At 33.9% G+C, this 23398-nt stretch carries 17 protein-coding genes; 13 read left to right on the top strand and 4 right to left on the bottom strand.

The features are described 5' to 3' along the window. Nucleotides 1–9: 9 nt before the first annotated feature. Entirely contained in the window at nucleotides 10–3054 is a 3045-nt protein-coding gene (locus RB619_RS05260) for a TonB-dependent receptor (RefSeq protein WP_308095046.1), read from the bottom strand. Nucleotides 3055–3600: 546 nt separating this feature from the next. Here RB619_RS05260 and RB619_RS05255 point away from each other — a divergent pair. Next, the gene (locus tag RB619_RS05255) at nucleotides 3601–4290 is read left to right on the top strand and encodes an NUDIX domain-containing protein (protein WP_133523625.1); all 690 of its coding nucleotides are present in this window, start codon (nucleotides 3601–3603) and stop codon (nucleotides 4288–4290) included. A gap of 271 nt (nucleotides 4291–4561) precedes the next feature. Here RB619_RS05255 and fsa read toward each other — a convergent pair whose 3' ends face one another. Together fsa and RB619_RS05245 are read right to left on the bottom strand one after the other, a co-directional pair. Continuing rightward, on the bottom strand, nucleotides 4562–5218 hold the full coding sequence (gene fsa / locus RB619_RS05250; protein WP_308095043.1) for a fructose-6-phosphate aldolase: 657 nt from the start codon (nucleotides 5216–5218) through the stop codon (nucleotides 4562–4564). Between the two features lie 438 nt (nucleotides 5219–5656). Further along, entirely contained in the window at nucleotides 5657–6655 is a 999-nt protein-coding gene (locus RB619_RS05245) for a GntR family transcriptional regulator (protein ID WP_308095041.1), read from the bottom strand. Between the two features lie 101 nt (nucleotides 6656–6756). Here RB619_RS05245 and RB619_RS05240 point away from each other — a divergent pair, with 101 nt between their 5' ends. The 6 genes from RB619_RS05240 to RB619_RS05215 all read left to right on the top strand — a co-directional run bounded on the left by RB619_RS05240 (nucleotide 6757) and on the right by RB619_RS05215 (nucleotide 15566). Further along, on the top strand, nucleotides 6757–7809 hold the full coding sequence (locus tag RB619_RS05240; RefSeq protein WP_308095039.1) for an aldose epimerase family protein: 1053 nt from the start codon (nucleotides 6757–6759) through the stop codon (nucleotides 7807–7809). A gap of 5 nt (nucleotides 7810–7814) precedes the next feature. Beyond that, entirely contained in the window at nucleotides 7815–8852 is a 1038-nt protein-coding gene (locus tag RB619_RS05235; protein WP_308095037.1) for a glycosyl hydrolase 53 family protein, read from the top strand. A 173-nt stretch (nucleotides 8853–9025) separates the two neighbouring features. Then, nucleotides 9026–11368 carry a glycoside hydrolase family 2 TIM barrel-domain containing protein gene (locus RB619_RS05230; protein WP_308095035.1) on the top strand — a complete coding sequence of 781 codons (2343 nt, stop codon included), beginning with the start codon at nucleotides 9026–9028 and terminating at the stop codon, nucleotides 11366–11368. Next, the gene (gene galK / locus RB619_RS05225; RefSeq protein WP_308095032.1) at nucleotides 11368–12528 is read left to right on the top strand and encodes a galactokinase; all 1161 of its coding nucleotides are present in this window, start codon (nucleotides 11368–11370) and stop codon (nucleotides 12526–12528) included. The genes RB619_RS05230 and galK overlap by 1 nt, the downstream gene beginning before the upstream one ends. A gap of 16 nt (nucleotides 12529–12544) precedes the next feature. Further along, entirely contained in the window at nucleotides 12545–13594 is a 1050-nt protein-coding gene (locus RB619_RS05220) for a UDP-glucose--hexose-1-phosphate uridylyltransferase (protein ID WP_308095030.1), read from the top strand. 286 nt (nucleotides 13595–13880) lie between these two features. Continuing rightward, complete coding sequence (locus RB619_RS05215; RefSeq protein ID WP_308095027.1) at nucleotides 13881–15566, top strand: sodium/sugar symporter; 1686 nt, start codon at nucleotides 13881–13883, stop codon at nucleotides 15564–15566. A gap of 115 nt (nucleotides 15567–15681) precedes the next feature. Here RB619_RS05215 and RB619_RS05210 read toward each other — a convergent pair whose 3' ends face one another. After that, entirely contained in the window at nucleotides 15682–16935 is a 1254-nt protein-coding gene (locus RB619_RS05210) for a tryptophan 7-halogenase (RefSeq protein ID WP_308095024.1), read from the bottom strand. A 101-nt stretch (nucleotides 16936–17036) separates the two neighbouring features. On the opposite strand from RB619_RS05210, the gene RB619_RS05205 reads away from it, so the two are divergent. From RB619_RS05205 to RB619_RS05180, 6 genes are all read left to right on the top strand, one after another. After that, nucleotides 17037–18557, top strand: a complete 1521-nt coding sequence (locus RB619_RS05205) for an aromatic amino acid ammonia-lyase (RefSeq protein ID WP_308095017.1) — start codon at nucleotides 17037–17039, stop codon at nucleotides 18555–18557. 39 nt (nucleotides 18558–18596) lie between these two features. Further along, entirely contained in the window at nucleotides 18597–19820 is a 1224-nt protein-coding gene (locus RB619_RS05200; protein ID WP_308095016.1) for a WG repeat-containing protein, read from the top strand. Nucleotides 19821–19854: 34 nt separating this feature from the next. Further along, complete coding sequence (fabG, locus tag RB619_RS05195; protein WP_308095013.1) at nucleotides 19855–20586, top strand: 3-oxoacyl-ACP reductase FabG; 732 nt, start codon at nucleotides 19855–19857, stop codon at nucleotides 20584–20586. A 149-nt stretch (nucleotides 20587–20735) separates the two neighbouring features. After that, nucleotides 20736–21971, top strand: coding sequence for a beta-ketoacyl-[acyl-carrier-protein] synthase family protein (locus tag RB619_RS05190; protein WP_308095010.1), 1236 nt, complete (start codon nucleotides 20736–20738; stop codon nucleotides 21969–21971). Next, nucleotides 21964–22218: a phosphopantetheine-binding protein gene (locus RB619_RS05185; protein WP_308095008.1), complete on the top strand. Its 255-nt coding sequence runs from the start codon at nucleotides 21964–21966 to the stop codon at nucleotides 22216–22218. The genes RB619_RS05190 and RB619_RS05185 overlap by 8 nt, the downstream gene beginning before the upstream one ends. Then, nucleotides 22218–23096, top strand: coding sequence for a lipid A biosynthesis acyltransferase (locus RB619_RS05180; protein WP_308095006.1), 879 nt, complete (start codon nucleotides 22218–22220; stop codon nucleotides 23094–23096). Before RB619_RS05185 ends, RB619_RS05180 begins: the two co-directional genes overlap by 1 nt. Nucleotides 23097–23398: the final 302 nt, after the last annotated feature.

The raw sequence follows: 23398 nt of genomic DNA, 5'->3' as shown, positions 1-23398 counted from the left end.
TAAGCTAGTTTAAAAAGTTACTTCAACACCCAAAGAAATTGTTCTTGGATTTGGGAATGATCCAGCATCATATCCTCTAGAAAATAATCCGTCATTGTAATTAAAATCAGGATCGTAACCTCTGTATTTGCTGATGATCCATAAATTTTGACCATTCACATACAGTTTCGCTTTTTGAATAAACAAATCTTTTGGCAATGGAAGCTCATAACCGATTTCCAATGTCTGTAATTTGATGTAATCACCGCTTTCAATAAACCTGTCAGAATCTCTTGCATTTCCGTTTGGATCTCCAATAATAGGACGAGGCACATTTGTATTTGTATTCGTTGGCGTCCAGTAATTCAAGGCATCAACATGGCTATTTCCATATTGCTCCGTCATTAAATTACGATACAATCCGTTGAATACTTTGTTTCCTCCTGAACCTTGCCAGAACATTGAGAAATCCCAATTTTTGTAGTTTGCACCAAAATTGATTCCGTAGCTATATTTAGGAATTGCAACTCCCATAAACTTTCTATCGGCATCAGTAATTTGGCCGTCACCATTCAAATCCGCGAATTTAAGATCTCCCACACCTGCATTAGTTTGAGTTGGTGATGAAGCTAAATCAGCCGCGTTTTGGAAAATTCCAGCAACTTGATACGTATAAAGTTCTCCAATTGATCTTCCAACTTCTGTTTTTGAAGCTGCACCATAAATTGGATTTCCGTCAAGACCAATTTGCAATACCTCATTTTTCAAAGTTCCTAAGTTTGCCGAAATATTGTATTTAAACTCGTGGTGATTGTTGTTGTAAGTAGCCGTAAACTCAAAACCGCTATTTTTAACCGCTCCAGCATTTGTTGTAATACTTGCTGGGAATGCTCCAGTTGAATAAGGCAACGGAACTCCAATCAATAAATCAGTTGATTTTTTCTGATAGTATTCAGCTGTTATTTGTAAATCATTATCTAAGAATCCAAGCTCAACAGCAACGTTTGAAGTGGCTGTTTTTTCCCAGTGTACATTTGGGTCGATAGCACTTACAACTGTTGTTCCAGGTGCCAGTGCATTGTTGAAATCATATCCAGCAAAAGCATTGATTGTTGGCGAATAAGCATAAACTCCAAGTGTGTTGTTACCTAATTCTCCATATCCTCCTCTAATTTTAATAGTATTAAACCATTCTGGCAAGTGGATGAATTTCTCGTTGCTTAATTTCCATGCTCCAGAAAAAGAGTAGAAATTTGCTGTATTATTGTCTTCACTGAAAAGAGACGTTTTATCTTGTCTGAAGTTTCCAGTAACAAAATAACGGTCATCATAAGAATAATTCAAACGGCTTAAGAAAGAGATGTTTGTAAGTGTGTTTTTGTATTCACCAGCACTTGTTGCATCAGCATATTGAATTTGGCTGATTTCGCCAGGAGTATACCCAACACCTCTTGACCAATGTCTGTAGTAATCATTTCTTTCTTGAATCCAACCTCCTAAAGCATCAATTTTGTGCTTGTCTAAAGTAATTTCGTAAGTCAATAAGTTGTTTACGAACGTTCTTTGCTGATTTCCATTGTCAACATCTAAAGAAGCTTCGTCATTTGTTGTGATATAATACCATCCTAAATCACTTGGCGGAATGAATTTTCTGTTTTGAAAATCCAATCTGTCATAACTTAAGTCTAGTTTATATTTTAAACCTTTAATGATTTCCAATTCTCCCCAAAGATCTCCAATAAAACGGCTTCTTTGTCCATTGTTTGTAATCAAGTTATTATAACCAATAACGTTCATCGAGATGGCTCTCTGCGTTAAATTGTCAGTTCCACCGTATCCACCAAGTCTGTTTGGATCGTAAACTTTCATTGTTGGAATGGCTCCTAATAAATCAACAATTGCCGATTCTCCAGCGTTGTATTCATTAAAGTTTTCTTTATCCGATTTAGTGTAGCCAATTTTTGAACCGTATTTGAATTTCCCTTTTTTACCGTATAAATTCAAATTAGCTGAAAATCTTTCATAATCCTGAGGCGAATTCAAATAACTAGTGTTTTTGAAATAATCGGTATTTAAGTTATAACCTAAAGTTTCAGCACCACCACTAAAAGTAAGCGAATGGTTTTCTACAAGACCTGTTTGGAAAGCCTCATTTTGCCAGTTTGTATCAACATTATTAATGTATGATGGACTAGCCGGATTGTTTCCTGGAGCAATTCCAAGTCCAGCATTTAACTCCGCAGCAGTAGTAATTTTTTGATATCCAACTCTGTCTGTCAAGTCCCATTTTCTAGCCACATTTTGGAAACCTACAAGCGATTTATATTTAATGTCTAATTTACCGCTTTTACCTTTTTTAGTCGTAATAATTACAACTCCGTTTGCTCCTTGAACACCATAAATAGCGGCAGCAGATGCATCTTTTAAAACCTGCATCGATTCGATATCTCCAGGCGCGAAGTCATTTGGGTTTGATACGATCATTCCGTCAATAACAAAAAGAGGGTTGTTATTTGTGAACGAATTGATACCTCTAATTTTAACGTTGACAAATCCTCCAGGTTCTCCAGATGATTGTACTGTTACACCCGCAACCTGTCCCTGAAGCATTTTTGCAGGATCATACGTTACAGTTTTCTTAGCTGCTTCCATGTCAACTACACCAATTGAACCGGTAAGATCGGCTTTCTTTTGTGTACCGTAACCTACAACTACTACTTCATTAAGTTTATTTGTGTCTTCTCCTAATGCAAGGTCAATTTTTGATTGATTTCCTACTGTGATTTCTTGGTTTTGAAATCCTATAAATGAAAAAACTAAAACATCTCCAGCAGATGCTTTAATCGAATACTCTCCATCAAAACCAGTTGTTGTAACGGTTTTGGTTCCTTTAATCATAATATTAACACCCGGCAAAGGCAATTTATCCTGAGCCGAGGTAACAACTCCGTTAATCGTTTTGCCTTGAGCCGACATTTGATTAACAGAAAAAAGCAGCATTACTAATGCTAAAATCCATTCTTTTTTTGGCAACAAAAAGTTGCAATAAAAAAATAATCGTTGGTTTGTTATCATAAGGTTTAATTAAGTTGGTTAGTGTATAATTATAAGTGTTAATTTTACATTTGTAAATTTAACTAAAAAAAAAACTCAAAAACAAATTAATATCCCAAAAAAACAGCTGAAAAAAAATACATATCATAAATTAAGTGTGAAATTCACATTAATAAATTGATATTTTTTTCAAAAAAAAGATCTTTTTAAAGCGTTATTTGTGTAAAATTTACACTTTTTATAAAAAAGCCACTTTTTAAGCAAAAAATTGACCTCAGAAAAAATTTTGTAAATAGGCTGTTTTAGAATTATTTGCAGTCGAAAAAATATTTTATTTGTAAAAAAAATCTTGTTTATCGAGATTCTTTTTCATTCTAAATTGCCTCAAATTGTAAAAATTCGACTTATTTTTGTTTCGAAAACGTTTGAAAATGATAAAATAAGCTTCCAAATGCAGTTTTATTTTAACTTCTCTTTTTGATATTTTTTTGTTTTAAGTGTAAAATCTACATTAATAAATTATGAAACGTATTAGGAAGTTTATATATTTACCACAAAATATTAATTATGCTAAACAGTTATAGCTCTGCTGATAAAGCGTTATTAGCAGTAGATTGTATCATTTTTGGTTTCGACAATCAGGGTTTAAAAATACTTTTAATTAAAAGGGACTTTGAGCCAGAAAAGGGCAAATGGTCTTTAATTGGAGGTTTTTTAAAGCGTGATGAAGTACTAGATAATGCCGCGATACGAATTTTAAATACATACACAGGTTTAAACGATATTTATATGGAGCAGCTTTATGCGTACTCTGAAATTGATCGTGATCCTGTCGAAAGAACCATTTCGGTTTCTTATTATGCTTTGATTAATATCGAAAATCATAATGCCGAACTGATCAAAAATTATCATGCACAATGGTTTAGTATTACCGATGCGCCAAATTTGATTTTTGACCATAATGAAATGGTTGAACACGCTATAAGAAGACTTCGTTACAGAACTTCTATAAAACCAATTGGATTCGAATTGCTTCCAGAGAAATTCACTATGAGGCAGTTATTAGAATTGTATGAGGCAATTTTGAGCAAAGAATTAGACAAACGAAACTTCATCAGTAAAATTAATTCATTAGAAATTCTGAATAAATTGGATGAAAAAGACATGCAATCTTCTCGTAAAGGTTCGTACTTGTACACTTTCAACAAAGAAAAATATGAGGAAAAATTACTTAATGATTTTGTCTTGAACTTATAAAATTGTTTCCCGCAGATTTAGCAGATTCGACAGATTTTCTCTCAACGTTGAAATCTCTTAAATCTGCTAAATCTGCGAGAAACATTAAATTAAAAAACAAAACCCTGAAAGCCACAATCTTTCAGGGTTTTTACTTCAATAAAACTACTTATTAAAAAACTAACTAATTAATCTTTTTTTAGAAAATAATCTCTCGCAGATCTTGCAGATTTAGGGGATTTTTTAACCTTGGAATCAGCTAAATCTGCAGAATCTGCGAGAAAAAAAACTTTTAGCTATTTCCCTTTTGATAATCAGCAAGGAAAGTTGCTAAACCAATATCTGTCAACGGATGTTTCAGTAAACCTTCAATTGCGCTCAATGGTCCCGTAATAACATCAGATCCAATTTTTGCGCAATTAATAATGTGCATTACATTTCGAACTGAAGCGGCAAGAATTTGAGTTTCATATCCGTAATTGTCATAAATCAATCTGATTTCTTCAATTAAATTCATTCCGTCTGTCGAAATATCATCTAAACGTCCAATAAATGGCGAAACATAAGTTGCTCCCGCTTTTGCTGCCAATAACGCCTGTCCAGAAGAAAAAACTAAAGTACAGTTGGTTCTGATTCCTTTGTTGGCAAAATATCTAATCGCTTTTACTCCTTCTTTTATCATCGGAATTTTAACTACAATCTGCGGATGCAATGCTGCTAATTTTTCGCCTTCGGCAATCATTCCTTCAAAATCAGTTGAAATTACCTCAGCACTAACGTCGCCTTCTACCAGTTCACAAATTTTTATGTAATGCTCTAAAATATTCTTTGCTCCCGTAATTCCTTCTTTTGCCATTAATGACGGATTTGTGGTTACACCATCTAAAACCCCTAAATCATTGGCTTCTTTAATATCTTTTAAATTTGCTGTATCTATAAAAAATTTCATTTGTCTTTTTTTTTGAATGAATTAAAAACTAGTTTGCTTTATCTTTTTGACGAGTTTCTTCCTAGGTATTCTCTTCAATAAAACAAATTAAATAATAAGTGTAAAATTTACATTTACAAATGTATGTAAAATATTTCCACAAAAACAAAAAATTGTTTCCTTATTTTTTTAATTAAAAAGATGTTGATTTCTCAAGCGAAAAGAAAATTGTTTGAGTTAAAAACACAGAAAAGACAGAATTGTCTTTTATTTAAAATTAATTTAAACACATAGAAACATAGATTTTTTTTCTTTTAGCTTAAAGAATAAAAAAAAGAAACTAGTTTCTTAACACATAGCCAAGAAATATTTCTATGTTTATTAATGCAAGTGAAACGCCTTTTTTAAGCAAACAAAAGCTATGTTTATATGCGTTTAAATAATTGTAGACAAAGTCTTTTACAACGAATTACGCATTATCAAAGACGATTTGTTTTCGATTTGTTCTTTTTTTCCTTTCAAAACCATTTCAGCTAGAATTTTTCCCATGGTTTCAAAATGAGTTGAAATTGTAGTAATTCCGTTTGCGACAATCTTTTTTAAGCGCGTTTCATTATAAGAGATAATTCCAAAATCAATTCCTAATTTCAAATTTTGTTTTCTTGCATTTTCAATTACATGAACGAGCTCACGATCGGTTGGAATAATATAAACATCGCCAACAGCAATTTTCCGATCTGTAAATTCGCTTATAATTTCATATTCAAACTTATACTCAGAACAAAAAGATTCAAAACCTATTTTCATACCAAGCGGTTCTCGAAATCCTGGGAAAATCAAAATCAGTTTTTTGTAATTTTTCAATCTTCCTTTGGCATTATATAAACCATCAAAAATATCTTTTTCGTGATTTTGGTAAATCGCCGGATACGCTCTTAAGTCAGGATTCGTCTGATCCAGTATGATAACTTCGTTTACTGGTAGGGTTTTTATCGAAGAGGCCGTATCAAGCAAATTTGTTGGCATAATAATATATTTCGTGTAATTGCCATTGCTGTCGTTTATGAGCTTTTGGAAAACCTGAATATTAAAATGATGAAAGAAAATATCAACTTGAACATTTTTTCCAATGTGCTGTAAAAACGAATTATAAATATCTTCTTTAAAAATATTCAATTCATCAAAAAGTAAAAAAACCTTTTGTTTTATAGTGGTTTCAACGCTTTTAACGTAATAGCCTTTGCCCGGAATGGCATAAATAATTCCTCTTTTTTTCAATTCTTCATAGGCCAGCAAAACCGTATCGCGTGATAAAGAAAAAGCCAAGCAAACTTTATTTACCGACGGAAGACGGTCGCCTTTGACTAATTTTTCTTCATCAATCGCTTTTTCAATTGAAAGAATTATCTGCTTATATTTTGGCAGACCAATATTGTTTTGAATTGAGATAATATTCATAAAAATTGAAATTTGGCGCAATATACAAAAAACTGGTAGGTACTGGTATGTAAAAGTGTAAAATGTTTTTACTTTTGAATTTCACTTTTGTTAAAAATAGCATGGAAATAAAACATATATCGCATTTTCAAGATGCTTCTTCATATAAATCATTTGGTTTAACGCTTGATAACCAAGAAATTCTTTCTTTTGAATTATCAAACAAAAACGGAATGAAAGTGCAGTTAATCAATTACGGAGCAACTGTAACTTCAATTAAAATTCCGGTTGATGGAAAACTGGTTGATGTGGTTTTGGGTTTTGATACTTTAGAATCGTATATAGGATCGTACAATTTACCAAGCGCACCTTATTTTGGAACTACTGTTGGCCGTTATGCGGGAAGAATCAATAAAGGAATCTTTTCTTTAAATGGAAAAGAATTTCAATTGGCCGGAAATAACAACGGAAATGCATTGCACGGAGGAAATGAAGGTTTCGGAAAAAAAGCATGGACTGTTTCTGATGCAACTTCAGGAGAAAATCCATCTATTACTTTTAGCCTTTTAAGTGAAGATTTAGACCAAAATTATCCGGGAGCTTTGCAGGTTTATTTAAAATATACTTTAACAGAAGCAAACGAATTAAAACTGGAATACAAAGGAACAACAACTGAAGATACGGTTATAAACTTAACGCATCACAGTTATTTCAATTTAAATGGTCACGAATCGACTGTTTTAGATCAGGAAATGACTATTGTTTCAGATAAATTTTTAGAAACGCATTCAGATAATATTCCAACCGGAAAATTTACTTCTGTTTCTGGTCATGATTTCGATTTCAGAACTTCGAAAAACTGTCCGCGATCAATTGACAATTCTTTTGTAATTGAACCTTCAAAAGATGTTGTAGCAACTTTATATAGTCCGAAAACAAAATTAAAAATGAGTGTTTATACAGATCAGCCAAGTGTACATATATATGTAGGCGGAAACTGTTTTGATACTTTAAAAGGAAAAGAAAACGTAAATTACAGTGCCGTAAGCGGTATTTGTTTTGAAACGCAAAATTTTCCTGATGCGCCAAATCAAAAACATTTCCCGAATTCAATTTTGAAAAAAGGAGACGAATATCAGCAAACAACGGTTTATAAATTTGAAAATATAAATTAAGATTTATGAAAAAGATCAAAGTACTATTAAGCCTTTTTGCTGTTGCTGTTTTTGCTTCGTGCACCACAACAAAAGACAGCAAGGAAACAAAATCTGAAGATAAAAGTTTTGCAAAAGGAGCCGATGTTGGCTGGTTACCACAGATGGAAGCAACGGGCTATAAATTTTATGATACTGACGGAAAAGAAAAAGACTGTCTGCAATTATTAAAAGATCGAGGCATCAACACGATTCGCCTTCGCGTTTGGGTAAACCCGAATAACGATAAAGCAAGCGGGCATTGCAGTCCCGAAGAAACAGTTGTGATGGCGGTTCGTGCTCAAAAAATGGGAATGCGTATCATGATCGATTTTCATTACAGCGATTCATGGGCTGATCCTGGAAAACAAAACAAACCTGCCGCTTGGGCAAAACATTCATTTGCTGAACTTTTAAACGATGTTTACAATCACACTTTTGATGTTTTGACTTTATTGAAAAAGGCTGGCGTTACTCCAGAATGGGTTCAGGTTGGAAATGAAATTCCGGGTGGAATGCTTTGGCCAGAAGGAAGTTCAGACAATTTTGGACAATTGGCACAATTACTAAATAAGGGTTATGATGCGACAAAAGCAATCGATTCAAAAATAAAAGTGGTCGTACATCTTGACGAAGGAAACAAGAGCGAAAAATTCAGATGGTTTTTTGACAAAGCGACTGCAGACAATGTAAAATATGATGTAATTGGAATGTCCTATTATCCATATTGGATTAAAACTGATTACAAAAGCACCATTTTAGATTTAGAAAATAATCTAAAAGATATGGCTTCGCGTTACAATAAGGAAGTGATGGTAGTCGAAGTTGGCGGTGATTATACTTTGGTACAAAACACTAAAGAAATGCTTGAAGCTACTATAAAAGCAGTTAAAAGTGTTCCAAATAACAAAGGTTTAGGTGTAATTTACTGGGAACCGGAAGGCGAAAAAAGCTGGAGTGGTTATCAATTAAGCGCTTGGCTTTCTGACGGAAAACCTTCGCCGGCTTTAGATGCGTTCAAATAATAAACAATTAAAAATTTACCATTAAGGCATTAAGTTCCATTAAGCTTTGTGTTGAATTTAAGATTATTAAGTTTTTCGTTCATTCATTTAAAATGTAATTATAGCTTGGCTTAATTCTCTTAACAAAGCTTGGACTTAATTTTCTTAATATCTTAATGGTTAAAAAAAACAAAATGAAATTAATTTTTAAATCCATATTCTTCTTATTTCTGCTGACTTTTTCTTTCGGAAAAGTTCAAGCGCAGTCACGCACAAAAGTAAATTTTGGTGCCGATTGGGAATTTAAAAGAGAGGAAACTCCAGCTCAAGATTGGGAAAAAATAACGATTCCGCATACTGCTAGATTAGAGAAATTAGTTGTAATTAAACAATTTCAAGGGACATCTTGGTATGAGAAAAAATTCAAAACAACTGTTTCAAAAGATCAAAAAGCTTTTATCTATTTTGAAGGCGTGATGCAGGAAGCAGATGTTTGGATCAACGATAAAAAAATAACCAATCACAAAGGCGGTTATTTGCCATTTACTGTTGATGTTACGCCATATTTGAATGCAAATAATGAAAACACAATTAAAGTAAAAGTCAACAACGAAGACAATCCTGATTTCTTGCCTGGAAAACCTTTAAAGGATTTAGACTTTAATTATTATGGTGGCATTTATAGAAATGTATATTTCGTCACCACTTCAAAATTACATATTACTGATGCTGTAAATGCTAATAAAGTAGCAAGCGGCGGTCTTTATCTAAATTTCAAAAACATCAATAAAAATGAAGCTTCAGGAACGGTCCAAGTGCATTTGCAAAATGATTTTGAGGCCGAACAAAAAGCATTTTTAAAATTTATTCTAACGGATAATTCGGGTAAAAAATTAGAATTTAAATCGGGAAATTTCACTGTAAAATCAAATTCAGATTACACAGCTACGCAGCAATTTTTAGTTAAAAATCCAAAACTTTGGTCAGTTCATAATCCGAATTTGTACAAATTAGAAGTTCAGATTCTTTCGAATAATAAAGTTGTTGATTCTCATTCAGAAAAAATCGGAATCAGAAAATCAGAAATAAAAGCCGATGGTTATTATTTGAATGACGAAAAAATCTACATCACGGGAACAAACGAACATCAAGAATATCCTTATTTAGGATATGCTATTTCTGATGAAGCACAATATCGTGATGCTGTAAAAATTAAAAATGCAGGTTTCGATTTTGTGCGTATGTCGCATTACCCGCACGCCGAAGCTTTCTTGAATGCTTGCGACGAATTGGGAATTTTAGTGATGAACAGCTTAACAGGCTGGCAATTTTTTGGCGGAGAACAATTCCAAAAAAGTGCGTATCAAGATATTCGCGACATGGCAAGAAGAGATAGAAATCATCCGAGTATTATTTTTTGGGAAGCTTCATTAAACGAAACGGAAATGTCTCCAGCTTTTATGAAAGAAGCGACAAAAACACTTAAAGAAGAATTGCCTTTTGATCATAATTACAGTGCAAGCTGGATCGATAACGACAATTACGACATCTTTATTCCGGCGCGTCAACACGCAAAAGCGCCAGATTATTGGACAAAATACAACAAAGGAAATCGTAAAATTTTCATTGCTGAATATGGCGATTGGGAATATTATGCACAAAATGCAGGTTTCAACCAAACTGAATTTGCTAATTTAAAAGAAGAAGAAAGAACGTCACGTCAATTAAGAGGCGCCGGTGAAAAAAGACTTTTACAACAAGCCTATAATTTTCAAGAAGCTTCAAACTCTAACCGAAAAGGAGGATCAACAATTGGAGAAGCAAACTGGCTGATGTTTGATTACAATCGCGGTTACAGTCCGGATATTGAAAGTTCTGGAATCAGCGATATTTTCAGAATTCCGAAATTTGCTTACTATTTCTACCAAAGTCAGCGCGATGCCAATGTGGTTTTAGATAAAAAATTATTCTCTGGACCAATGGTCAATATTGCGAATTTCTGGACTCCAGAATCTCCATTAAATGTTACCGTTTACAGCAATTGCGATGAAGTAGCGCTGTACGTAAATGACATTTTAATTTCTAAAGAAAAACCAACTTTAAACAACAACAGCGACAAACTGGAACACGCTCCGTTTATTTTTAAAGTAAGCGCGTTTCAAGCAGGAACTTTGCGCGCTGAAGGATTTATCAAAGGAAAAAAAGTCGCTTCAAATAGTGTGAAAACTCCAGGAAAAGCATCGAAAATTGAGTTGAGTTATGATCTTTCTTCGGTAAAAATCAATCCGGAATTTCCTGATATGGTTTTTGTTTATGCCAAAATTACAGATGAAAATGGAACTGTTATTCCAACGGCAACAAACGAAGTTACTTTTGCTTTAAGCGAAGGAAATGCGGAAATCATTGGTCAAAATCCTGTTCCAGCCGAAGCCGGAATTGCAACCATTATTTTGAAAACCAAAGACCTGAAAAAGAAAATTGTTCTAAAAGCAACATCAAATAAATTACAAGAAACTACTATTACAATTACTAAATAATGAATGAGATTTTAATTCAAAACACCACAGCATTTTTTGAGAAATCCTTCGGGTCTGCTCCTCAAAAAATTGTACTTTCTCCAGGACGAATCAACATCATTGGGGAACATATTGATTATAACGACGGTTACGTTTTGCCAGCTGCAATTGACAAAGTAATTTGCTTTGCTTTTGAGAAAAACAACACTCAAAAATCTAAAATAATCGCCATCGATTTAAATGAAGAATTTGAAATCGATTTGACTGAAAAAGTGGAACTGAATGATGCCGTTTGGACCAATTACATTCGTGGCGTTATTAAACAGCTTCAGGATAACGGATTTGCTTTTGAAGGTTTCAACTGTGTTTTCAGCAGTAATATTCCGGTTGGATCTGGATTATCTTCTTCGGCTGCTTTAGAGTGCGGGATGATTTACGGTATAGCAGCACTTTTCAACTTAAAAATTGAAAAGAAAGACATAGCACTATTAGGACAAAAAGCAGAGCACTGGGTTGGAATCAACTGTGGAATTATGGATCAGTTTTCAAGTGTTCACGGTCTTGACAACAAAGTAATCAAATTAGACTGCAACACATTAGAATTTGAATATCACAATGCCGATTTCAAAGATTATTCTTTGATTTTAATGGACAGCAATGTAAAACATTCTCTTTTCACTTCAGAATATAATACACGAAGAATTGAGTGCGAACAAGGTTTAGCGATTATCAAAAATCATTTTCCAGAAATAAACACTTTTAGAGACTGTAAAGAAGAGCAACTTTTGAGCATTCAGGAGAAATTTGATCCAACTGTTTTTAAAAGAGTGCATTTTGTTGTAAAAGAAATCAACCGAGTAATCAAAGCTTGTGAAGCCCTTGACAAAGGAAATATAGAACTTTTAGGACAATTGCTTTTTGAAACACATTACGGTTTATCACAGGAATATGCAGTAAGCTGCGAAGAACTTGATATGCTTGTAGATACTGCAAAAGCTGATGATTCCGTAATTGGTTCTCGTTTAATGGGTGGCGGTTTTGGCGGATGCACCATAAATTTAATTAAAAAAGGTCATGAAAATGAGGTAAAAAGTAAGTTTTCAAATCTTTATTTAGATACATTTGGAATTGAATTAAAATTCTATGATGTAAAAATCTCAAACGGAACACAACTACTTTAATACCACAACACATTACATGAAAAATTTTGACATTAACGAAGATCCGCACAGACGTTTCAATCCTTTATTAAACGAATGGGTCTTAGTTTCACCTCATCGTGCAAAACGTCCTTGGCAAGGACAAAATGAAACCATCGCTACAGAAGCTTTGCCAAAATACGATCCAACTTGTTATTTATGTCCCGGAAATGTTCGTGCCAACGGAATGAACAATCCGAAATATGAAAGCAGTTTTGTTTTTGAAAATGATTTTGCTGCCATGAAACAGGATGAAATTATTTTTGAAGAAGATATCAAACATACTTTCTTTAAAGCAAAACCAGAACAGGGAATTTCAAGAGTAGTTTGTTTTTCGCCAAGACATGATTTGACTTTGCCAGAAATGGAAATTGACGGAATTGAGAACATCATTAAAACTTGGCAAAAAGAATACACCGATTTAGGAAACATCAAATACATCAATCACGTTCAGATTTTTGAAAATAAAGGAAGCGTGATGGGTTGCAGCAACCCGCATCCGCACGGGCAAATTTGGGCACAGTCATCATTGCCAACGCAGGTTGAAAAAACACAAAACAGCCTAAAATCATACTACGATAAAAACAACAGAACGCTTCTTGAAGATTATCTTCAGGCGGAATTAAAAACTGGAGAGCGCGTTGTAATCGAAAATGATCATTTTGTGGCTTTAGTTCCGTTTTGGGCAATCTGGCCTTATGAAACCATGATTTTAAGCAAAAGAGCTTTTGGCAAAATCACTGATTTCACTGCCGAAGAAGCTACTTCATTTGCTAAAATTTTAAAACAGCTTACAACGAAGTATGATAATTTATTCAGCACTTCTTTCCCATATTCATCAGGAATTCACCAAGCTCCAACAGATGGTTTAGAGCATCCGGAGTGGCACTTTCATATGCATTTTTATCCGCCTTTATTAAGATCGGCAACGGTTAAAAAATTTATGGTGGGTTATGAAATGTTAGGCGAATCGCAACGTGATATTACACCTGAAAAAAGCGCTGAGATTTTAAGACAGCAATCAGAAGTACATTATAAAAGTCTTTAAAACAGAGTCTGAAAACGACAAAAATCAAAAGTGTTTTAAAATTTAACATAATAAATTCATTATAAATGTAAAAAACACATTTGTAAATGGTGTAGATATAGAATTTTATTATACTTTTGGCTTTCGTTCTTATTTTCATAAAAAAATAACAAAATAAAAACAGATATCTTAGTTTTAACAAGATAAAACAACAAAATAATAGGTTTCGAAATTATATTAAAAAATGAATTCATAAAACCACTTTACAAACAATCACCTATACTAATTTTTTAAAATACTATTAACAATGAACCAGAACCTCGCTTTCGCCGATTATGCGGTTTTTATTATTTATTTCATCGTAGTTTCTGCCTACGGTTACAGTGTTTACCGCAAGCGTAAACAAGACGAACATGATGCTAAAGCTTACTTCTTGGCTGAAGGAAACTTAACTTGGTGGGCTATTGGAGCATCATTAATTGCTTCAAATATCTCTGCTGAACAATTCATCGGAATGAGCGGTGAAGGTTTCTTTTTAGGAATCGCTGTTGCTGCTTACGAATGGCTTGCTGCTATTGCCTTAATTATAGTAGCGGTTTGGTTTATTCCTGTATATCTTAAAAACAAGATTTACACAATGCCTCAATTCTTAAAAACACGTTACAACGAATCTACTGCTTTGATTATGGCGGTTTTCTGGTTGTTTTTATATGTTTTTGTAAACTTGACTTCAATTCTTTATTTAGGAGCTGTTGCTATTAACGGACTTGCAGGAGGAGAATATCTTCACGTAATCATGATTGGATTGGCTGTATTTGCTTTGTTCATCTCTTTAGGAGGAATGAAAGTTGTTGCTTATACAGACGTTATTCAAGTTGCAGTTTTAATTATTGGAGGTTTAGTAACTTCTTACATTGCTTTGACAACGGTTGGTCAATATTTTGGAGTTGGAGAAAATGCCATTGCAGGTTTTAAAGTTTTAATGAAAGAAGCTCCTGAGCATTTCAAAATGATTATCCCAAGACCAACTGCAAATTCATCTCAACTTGAGATTGATAAATATTTAACTTTCCCAGGTTTGATGTCTTACCTTGCTGGTATCTGGATCATCAACTTAAACTATTGGGGATGTAACCAATACATTACACAAAGAGCCTTAGGTGCTGATTTACAAACGGCTCGTACAGGTATTTTATTTGCTGGTATGTTGAAATTATTAATGCCGTTAATCGTAATGTTGCCTGGTATTGCTGCTTACGTTTTATACCAAAACGGACATTTACCTCAATTAGTTGGAGGAAAAGACGGAGCTTACTCTGCTGTATTAACGTTCTTGCCAACTGGTTTAAAAGGACTTTCTGTTGCCGCTTTGACTGCTGCAATTGTGGCTTCTTTAGCTGGAAAAGTAAACAGTATCTCGACTATTTATACGTTAGACGTTCATAAAAAATACATCCAAAAAGATGCTGGTGAAAAACAACAAGTAAACATTGGTAGAATTGCCGTTTTTGCGGCAATGCTTTTAGCTGTGTTATTTACTTGGAATGACCTTTTAGGAATTGGAGGAGTTGGTGGTTTCACTTACATCCAAAAATATACTGGATTTATTAGCCCTGGAGTTTTCGCTATGTTCTTCTTGGGTATGTTCTGGAAAAGAACTACAGGAACTGCAGCTATCGTGGGTGTAATTTTAGGATTTGTTTTATCTGTTTTATTCAACGAATATGCGCCTGCTTTATTCGGAAACGAAACTTTGCTTTACACTGCTTATCCTAACGGAAAAGGAGCTTTCGAAATTCCGTTCCACATTTGTATGGGATTGTCATTCTTCTTTACAATGTTAGCGATGATCGGAATCAGTTTTGCTGGACCAAAAGTAAATCCAAAAGCGTTTGAAATTGACTCTGAAATGTTTAAAGTAAAACCACAAACTACAGTTTTAATTGTAATTACATTATTGATTATTGTTGCACTGTACGTTAAATTCTGGTAGTATAATTTTTTACTATATTATTTTTTGAAGATTAAAAGGCTGCTCGATGATTGGGCAGCCTTTTTTTTGTTATAAAACTATACGGTTACATTATAAACAAAAAAAAGCCCTGAAATCATTCAGGGCTTTTTTGTTCTTTTTGCATATTCAATAAATACGCCATATTGGCTATTACGTGATCGTGTTTTTTTACAAAAGGATTTTCTTCATTCCAAACATAACCTGCCAAAACAGAACATATTTTTTCCTTAACATCTGGATTCTCCGGCTGATGAAAAAACAAAGTCTGTAAATTTCCGGTATACCATTCCTGAACATAAGTCGTGAAAACTGCGATACCGCGTTTCATATATTGCGTAAATTCAACTTCCCAATCTACTTCTATTCCTTGTGATTCTTTCAAGTATAATTTTGCTGCCAACATTCCTGATTCTGTAGCAAAAGCAACTCCGGAAGAAAACACCGGGTCCAAAAATTCAGAACTATTTCCAGTCAAAGCAAAACCGTCGCCATACATTCTTTTTACAGCTCTCGAATAATTTTCTAATTTAACTGGTTCGAACAAAAATTCTGTTCCTTTAAATCTTTTGATATAATAATCTGATTTCTGAATGGCATTTCGCAAAGCCTCAGCATTATCTTTATTTTCTGAAAGCGAATTAATAAAATCCGTCGGACCAACAACGCCTAAACTTGTATTTCCATTTGAAAACGGAATTACCCAAAGCCAAACCTGAGTTTCCAAAATATCAAATGAAATTTGAGTTCCCTCCTCGCCTTCTTCTCTATTAATATCTTTTACATGCGTAAAAATAGAAGAATGCGGATCTAATTTTGATGGCGTATCCAAATCTAAAAGTCTTGGTAAAACGCGCCCGTATCCGCTGGAATCAACTATAAATTTGGCGTGGATTTCTTTTAAATTTCCGTCCTTATCTTTTACAATTGTCTTCGAATTTTTTCCTTCAAAAGAAACTTCCAAAACCTCTGTTTCAAATTCTAAATCAATTCCTTTTCGAACTACTTCCTGCGCCATTGTGTTGTCAAAATCGGCACGCGGAACTTGCCAGGTCCAATCCCAGCCTTCTCCAAATTTTTGGCTAAAATCAAAAACACAAATTTCTTCACCTCTAATAAAACGGGCTCCGAGTTTTTTTTCGAAGTTCATTGCATTAAGCGCATCATAAAGCTCCGCCTCTGCAAAATGATCCATCACTCGTGGAATAAGGCTTTCGCCAACCACAAGTCTCGGGAATTTTGTTTTTTCAACAACTTTCACCTTGACATTATTTTTATGAAGATACGATGCAGAAACGCATCCTGAAGGTCCTGCACCAATCACTAAAACATCAACAAACTCCTTTGTCATAATAAAAATGTTATGAATTATTAACTTACATTTGCGTTCATCAAAATAACTACAATTATTTTGATAATTAAAATTAAATTAGCACAATCAAAACCGGTTTAATGAATACAATTAATGAATATTTAAGTTTAGCAGAATTCGAGTCAATCATTTTTGGAAATAATAAAGTTGCAATCAGTGATGTCGTTTTAAATCGAGTAAATGAAAGCTTTAATTTCTTGAAAGAATTTTCGGGGAACAAAATAATATACGGTGTAAATACTGGTTTTGGACCAATGGCTCAATATCGAATTAAAGAGTCAGACCAAATTCAGTTGCAATATAATTTAATCCGAAGCCACTCTTCTGGAACCGGAAAACCTTTGAGTCCAGTTTGTGCAAAAGCGGCAATTCTGGCACGTTTGAACACTCTTTCATTAGGAAATTCTGGCGTTCATCCGTCGGTTGTTCATTTAATGGCAGAGTTAATTAATAGAGATATTACGCCTCTAATTTTTGAACATGGCGGTGTTGGTGCGAGTGGTGATTTAGTGCAATTATCACATTTAGCTTTAGTCTTAATTGGCGAAGGCGAAGTTTTTTATAAAGGAGAAAGAAGACCAACTCCAGAGGTTTTTGAAATTGAAGGTTTAAAACCAATTCAGGTTGAAATTAGAGAAGGTTTGGCGTTGATCAACGGAACTTCTGTAATGACAGGAATTGGCGTTGTGAATATTCATCATGCTAAAAAATTATTAGACTGGTCATTAAAATCTTCTTGCGCGATCAACGAATTGGTTCAGGCGTATGACGATCATTTTTCGGCAGAATTGAACCAAACCAAACGTCACAAAGGACAACAGGAAGTGGCGGAAAGAATGAGACAAAATCTTTCTGACAGTACTTTAATCCGTAAAAGAGAAGATCATTTATATTCTGGAGAAAATACGGAAGAAATTTTCAAAGAAAAAGTTCAGGAATATTATTCTTTACGATGTGTGCCTCAAATTTTAGGGCCGGTTTTAGAAACTATCAATAATGTCGCTTCAATTTTAGAAGACGAATTCAACTCGGCAAACGACAACCCAATTATCGATGTGAAAAACAAACACGTTTATCACGGAGGAAATTTCCACGGCGATTATATTTCGCTTGAAATGGATAAATTGAAAATTGTTATTACAAAATTAACGATGCTCGCAGAACGTCAATTGAATTATTTATTGAATTCAAAAATCAACGAAATTCTTCCTCCATTTGTAAACTTAGGAACTTTAGGATTTAATTTCGGAATGCAAGGTGTTCAATTTACAGCAACCTCAACAACGGCTGAAAGTCAAATGTTATCAAATCCAATGTATGTGCATTCAATTCCAAACAACAATGACAATCAAGACATTGTAAGTATGGGAACAAATGCAGCAGTTATTACGTCAAAAGTAATCGAAAATGCTTTTGAAGTTTTAGCAATCGAAATGATCACAATCGTTCAGGCAATTGATTATTTAGGTCAAAAAGATAAAATTTCATCGGTTACCCGAAAATGGTACGACGATGTTCGAAATATAATTCCGGAATTTAAGGAAGATCAAGTAATGTATCCTTTTGTTCAAAAAGTAAAAGATTATCTGATCAACAGCTAAATCTTTTTTTCCGCTTATTAATTATTGAATCTTAAAATCATGAAAAAACCGCTTATTTTTTTGTTGCTAGTATTCATTCAATTTGTTAATAGTCAAGAACTGGCTTTAGTTAAAAAGAATTCAAAAATTGGATACATTTCCAAAGACGGATCTTTTAAAATTGAACCACAGTATAAATCGGCCAGAAGCTTTTCTGAAGGTTTGGCTGCTGTAGAAAACAACGGGAAATGGGGTTTTATTGATGCAAAAGGCACTTGGGTAATTCCTGCCGATTTTAAAGATGCAAAAGATTTTAACAGCGGCATCGCAATTGTACAAAAAGACAAAGATTGGGTTTACATTAATACAAAAGGTGAAATCCAGAAAGCGCCAGCTTCTGAAAAATTATTTGATTTTAATGATGGAGTAGCATTTATCAGACAAAATAATAAAGTGGGTTTAATCAACAACAAAATGACTGTTGTTTTAGAGCCAAAATACGATCAGATCAAATCTTTTGAAAATGGTTTCGCCAGAGTTGAAAACAATAAAAAATGGGGAATTATTAATACCGCTGGCAAGGAATTAGTAGAACCTGTTTACGACGAAATAGGAGGCTATTTCAAAAACACAACTTGGGCTAGAAAAGATAAAACTTTCGGATTGGTCAGCTCAGGAAAATTTATTCCGGTTGACGGAGCCGAAAAAATCTGGGATTTCGAAACTCAGGATTTGACATTTGCCAAAAAGAACGGCAAAATTGGCTACATTGATTTAAAAGGAAATTGGGCAATTCTTCCTATATATGATAAAGGAAAAGCATTCTCAAAAAATCTAGCTCCGGTTTTAGTTGGAAAAAAATGGGGATTTATCAATCCAGAAGGAAAATTTGTAATTGAACCAACTTATAATGACGCCGAAGTTTTTAGTTCAAACGGATTGGCTCCTGTAAAAGAAAGCAATTGGGGATTCATTAATGAATCTGGAAAAATAATAATCCCAACGCAATACGGTATTACTGCAAACGCTATTATTGCTATGTTTACGCAACAAGATAAAGGATTTATTGATGGCGTTGCAAGAGTAAAAAATGAAGGGAAGTGGGGTTTTCTAAAACCTGACGGAACAGTTTTAAGCAATCAATGGTTTGAAAATGCTGAATTATTTTCGAAATCAGAAAAAACTCAAGCTGCTGAAGCTGTGGCAGAAAAACCTAAAGAAGAAACCAAACCAGCAAAAACTGCAGCAAAACCGGTAAAAAAACCAGTTGCCAAGAAAAAATAACACTATTTAGCCCCAAATAAAAAAATCTTAAGTAATGAAATGTGTATTAGTAACAGGCGGTTCAAGAGGAATTGGAAGTGCTGTTTGTAAAAAATTAGCCGTTGAATCTGATTATCATATTCTGATTAATTATCATTCCAACCAAACTGCTGCCGAAGAAACACTTCAGGAAATACAAAAATTAGGTGCAACAGGAGAGATTCTGGGCTTTGACGTTTCTAATTTTGAGCAAGTTCAAACGGTTTTAACAAAATGGCAAGAAGCAAATCCTGAAGCAATTGTTGAAGCAATTGTAAACAATGCCGGAATTACAAAAGATGGTCTTTTTATGTGGATGACTCCCGAAGACTGGGATGGTGTTGTGAATACAAGTTTGAACGGATTTTTTAATGTAACGCAGTTTTTCATTCAAAAAATGCTGCGCAATAAATATGGTCGAATAGTTAACATGGTTTCTGTTTCTGGAGTTAAAGGAACGGCCGGACAAACGAATTATTCGGCTGCGAAAGGTGCGATTGTTGCGGCTACAAAAGCTTTGGCTCAGGAAGTTGCAAAACGAAATATTACTGTAAATGCTGTTGCACCAGGTTTTATCAGAACTGATATGACAAGCCAGCTTGACGAAAAAGAATTATTAAAACTAATTCCGGTAAATCGTTTTGGCGAAGCCGAAGAAGTTGCCGATTTGGTAAGCTTTTTGATTTCTAAAAAAGCAAGTTATATTACAGGAGAAATTATCAATATAAACGGAGGAATATATTCTTAAGAATACTATGTTTGCATAATATTTTAAGTTTTAACCACAAATTACGCAAATTTTCACAAATTGATTTTGCGGAAATTTGTGGAATTTGCGGTTAAAAAAAACTTTAGTAAAAATTACACTTTAAGGATAAAAAATTACTTTGAAAGACCATGAATAAGAGAGTTGTAATTACTGGAATGGGAATTTATTCTTGTATCGGAACTTCTTTAGACGAAGTAAAGGAATCATTATACAACGGAAAATCAGGTATTAAATTTGATTCTGACCGAAAAGAATTTGGTTTCCAATCAGCTTTGACCGGAATGGTTCCAAAAGCCGATTTAAAAAATTTATTGACACGCAGACAGCGTATGAGCATTGGTGAAGAAACCGAATATGCTTATATGGCTACTATCGAAGCATTGAAAAATGCGAATATTGATGACGCTTTTTTTGAAGAAAGAGAAGTTGGAATCATGTACGGAAACGACAGTGTTTCTAAAGCCATTATTGACGCTACAGATATTGTCCGCGAAAAAAAAGATACTGCATTAATTGGTTCTGGAGCAATTTTCAAATCGATGAATTCAACGGTTACCATGAATCTTTCTACGATTTTTAAACTTCGCGGAATAAATTTGACTGTTAGTGCGGCTTGTGCGAGCGGTTCTCATTCTATAGGATTGGCTTACTTTTTAATAAAAGGTGGTTTTCAGGATATCATTATTACGGGTGGCGCTCAGGAAATCAACAAATATGCGATGAGCAGTTTTGACGGTTTAGGTGTTTTTTCTAATAGAGAAAGCGATCCTGAAAAAGCGTCAAGACCTTTTGATGCTGACCGCGACGGATTAATTCCGAGTGGTGGCGGTGCGACTTTAATTTTAGAAAGTTACGAATCGGCAATTGCAAGAGGTGCCAATATTATTGCTGAAGTTTCTGGTTACGGATTTTCATCAAATGGCGGACATATTTCGACTCCAAATGTCGAAGGACCGGCTACAGCCATGTTACGCGCACTTGAAGATGCAAAATTAAGTGCATCGGATATTGAATATATAAATGCTCACGCAACCTCAACGCCAGTTGGTGATGCAAATGAAGCCAAAGCAATCTTTGAAGTTTTTGGCGAAAAAAATCCTCCAGTAAGTTCTACAAAATCAATGACAGGCCACGAATGCTGGATGGCCGGAGCAAGCGAAATCATTTATTCGATCCTAATGATGCAAAATGATTTCATTGCACCAAACATCAATTTGGAAAATCCAGATGAAGATGCTTCTAAATTAAATTTGATCAAAACTACTTTAAACAAAAAATTTGACATATTTTTGTCCAATTCTTTCGGTTTCGGAGGAACCAACTCGGCGTTGGTGGTTAAAAAGTTTAAATTGAACAATGAATAAAGAAGAGATTATAACGAAAATTAATGGTTTTTTGGTTGATGAGTTTGAAGTTGATAATGATGAAATTGAACCAGATGCTAATTTAAAAGATACACTTGGGTTAGACAGCTTAGATTATGTTGATTTAGTAGTTTCTATTGAGGCTAACTTTGGTGTAAAATTGGTTGAAGCTGATTTCGTTGGAATTGCGACTTTTCAAAACTTCTACGACCTTATTGAAACCAAATTAAAAGCTAAAACTGCTTAATGAGTCAATGGGATGGCAAATCAAAAGGTACTGTTTTAGGCTATAGAATATTCGTTTTTTTGATACAAAAAGCGGGTGTCAAGTCTGCTTATGTCTTACTTTATTTTGTCGCTTCTTATTATTTTCTATTTCTAAAGAAAAGCAATAAGTCCATTTTCTACTATTTCAAAGAAAGACTTCAGTATTCCTATTTTCAGTCAAAAAAAATGGTTTTCAAAAGTTACTATACTTTTGGACAAACTATTATTGACAAAATTTCTATTTCTGCCGGACTTCGAAATAAATTCACTTACGAATTTGACGGAATCGAAATTCTGAAAAAACTTTTGGCCGAGAAAAAAGGTGGTGTTTTAATTAGCGCTCACGTCGGGAATTTTGAAATCGCCGAACATTTTTTTGGCGACATCGATCTTGATTTCCAAATCAATTTGGTTACGACTGATTTAGAACATTCGGCAATTAAAAATTATCTGGAAAGTGTTACGCAAAAATCTGCCGTAAAATTTATCATCATTAAAGACGATTTGTCTCATATTTTCGAAATCAATTCGGCTTTAGCCAATAACGAATTGGTTTGTTTTACCGGCGACCGCTATTTTGAAGGAACCAAATCCCTTTCTGAAGAAATTCTTGGCAAGGAAGCCAATTTTCCTGCGGGTCCTTTCTTAATCGCTTCAAGATTAAAAGTTCCTGTTGTTTTTGTATATGTTATGAAAGAACCGAATCTTCATTATCATTTATACGCGCGCGAAGCAACCGTAAAGCATCGCGACGAAAAAGGTTTATTAAAAGAATACGTAAAAAGCGTTGAAAGCATTCTGCAAAAATATCCTTTGCAGTGGTTCAATTATTTTGATTTTTGGAATGATTTGACATAATGGGTAAAGAATCTCGCAAAGTCGCAAAGTTTTTTTCAATAGCCCCTAGCTTTAGCTAGGGGAACAAGATTTGATAAGTAAGGGCTTTAGCCAAACCTAGAAGTTTGGCTAAAGCCCTTTCGATTGCGTTTATAATTTCATCCAGCTAAAGCTGGACGCTATTGAATCTTATTTTTAAAAATAAACTTTGCGTCTTTGCGAGATTAAAAACTCAACACAAATCCAAGCTTAAAAAAACTTATAAAACGAAACATTAAACAAGAAAATTCGTTTAAAATAATTTACTTATTTTTGTTTGCAAC

Source organism: Flavobacterium sp. LHD-80, assembly GCF_030929605.1.
In the GTDB taxonomy this organism is placed as follows: Bacteria; Bacteroidota; Bacteroidia; order Flavobacteriales; family Flavobacteriaceae; genus Flavobacterium.
This window is presented reverse-complemented; position numbering and strand designations above follow the sequence as displayed.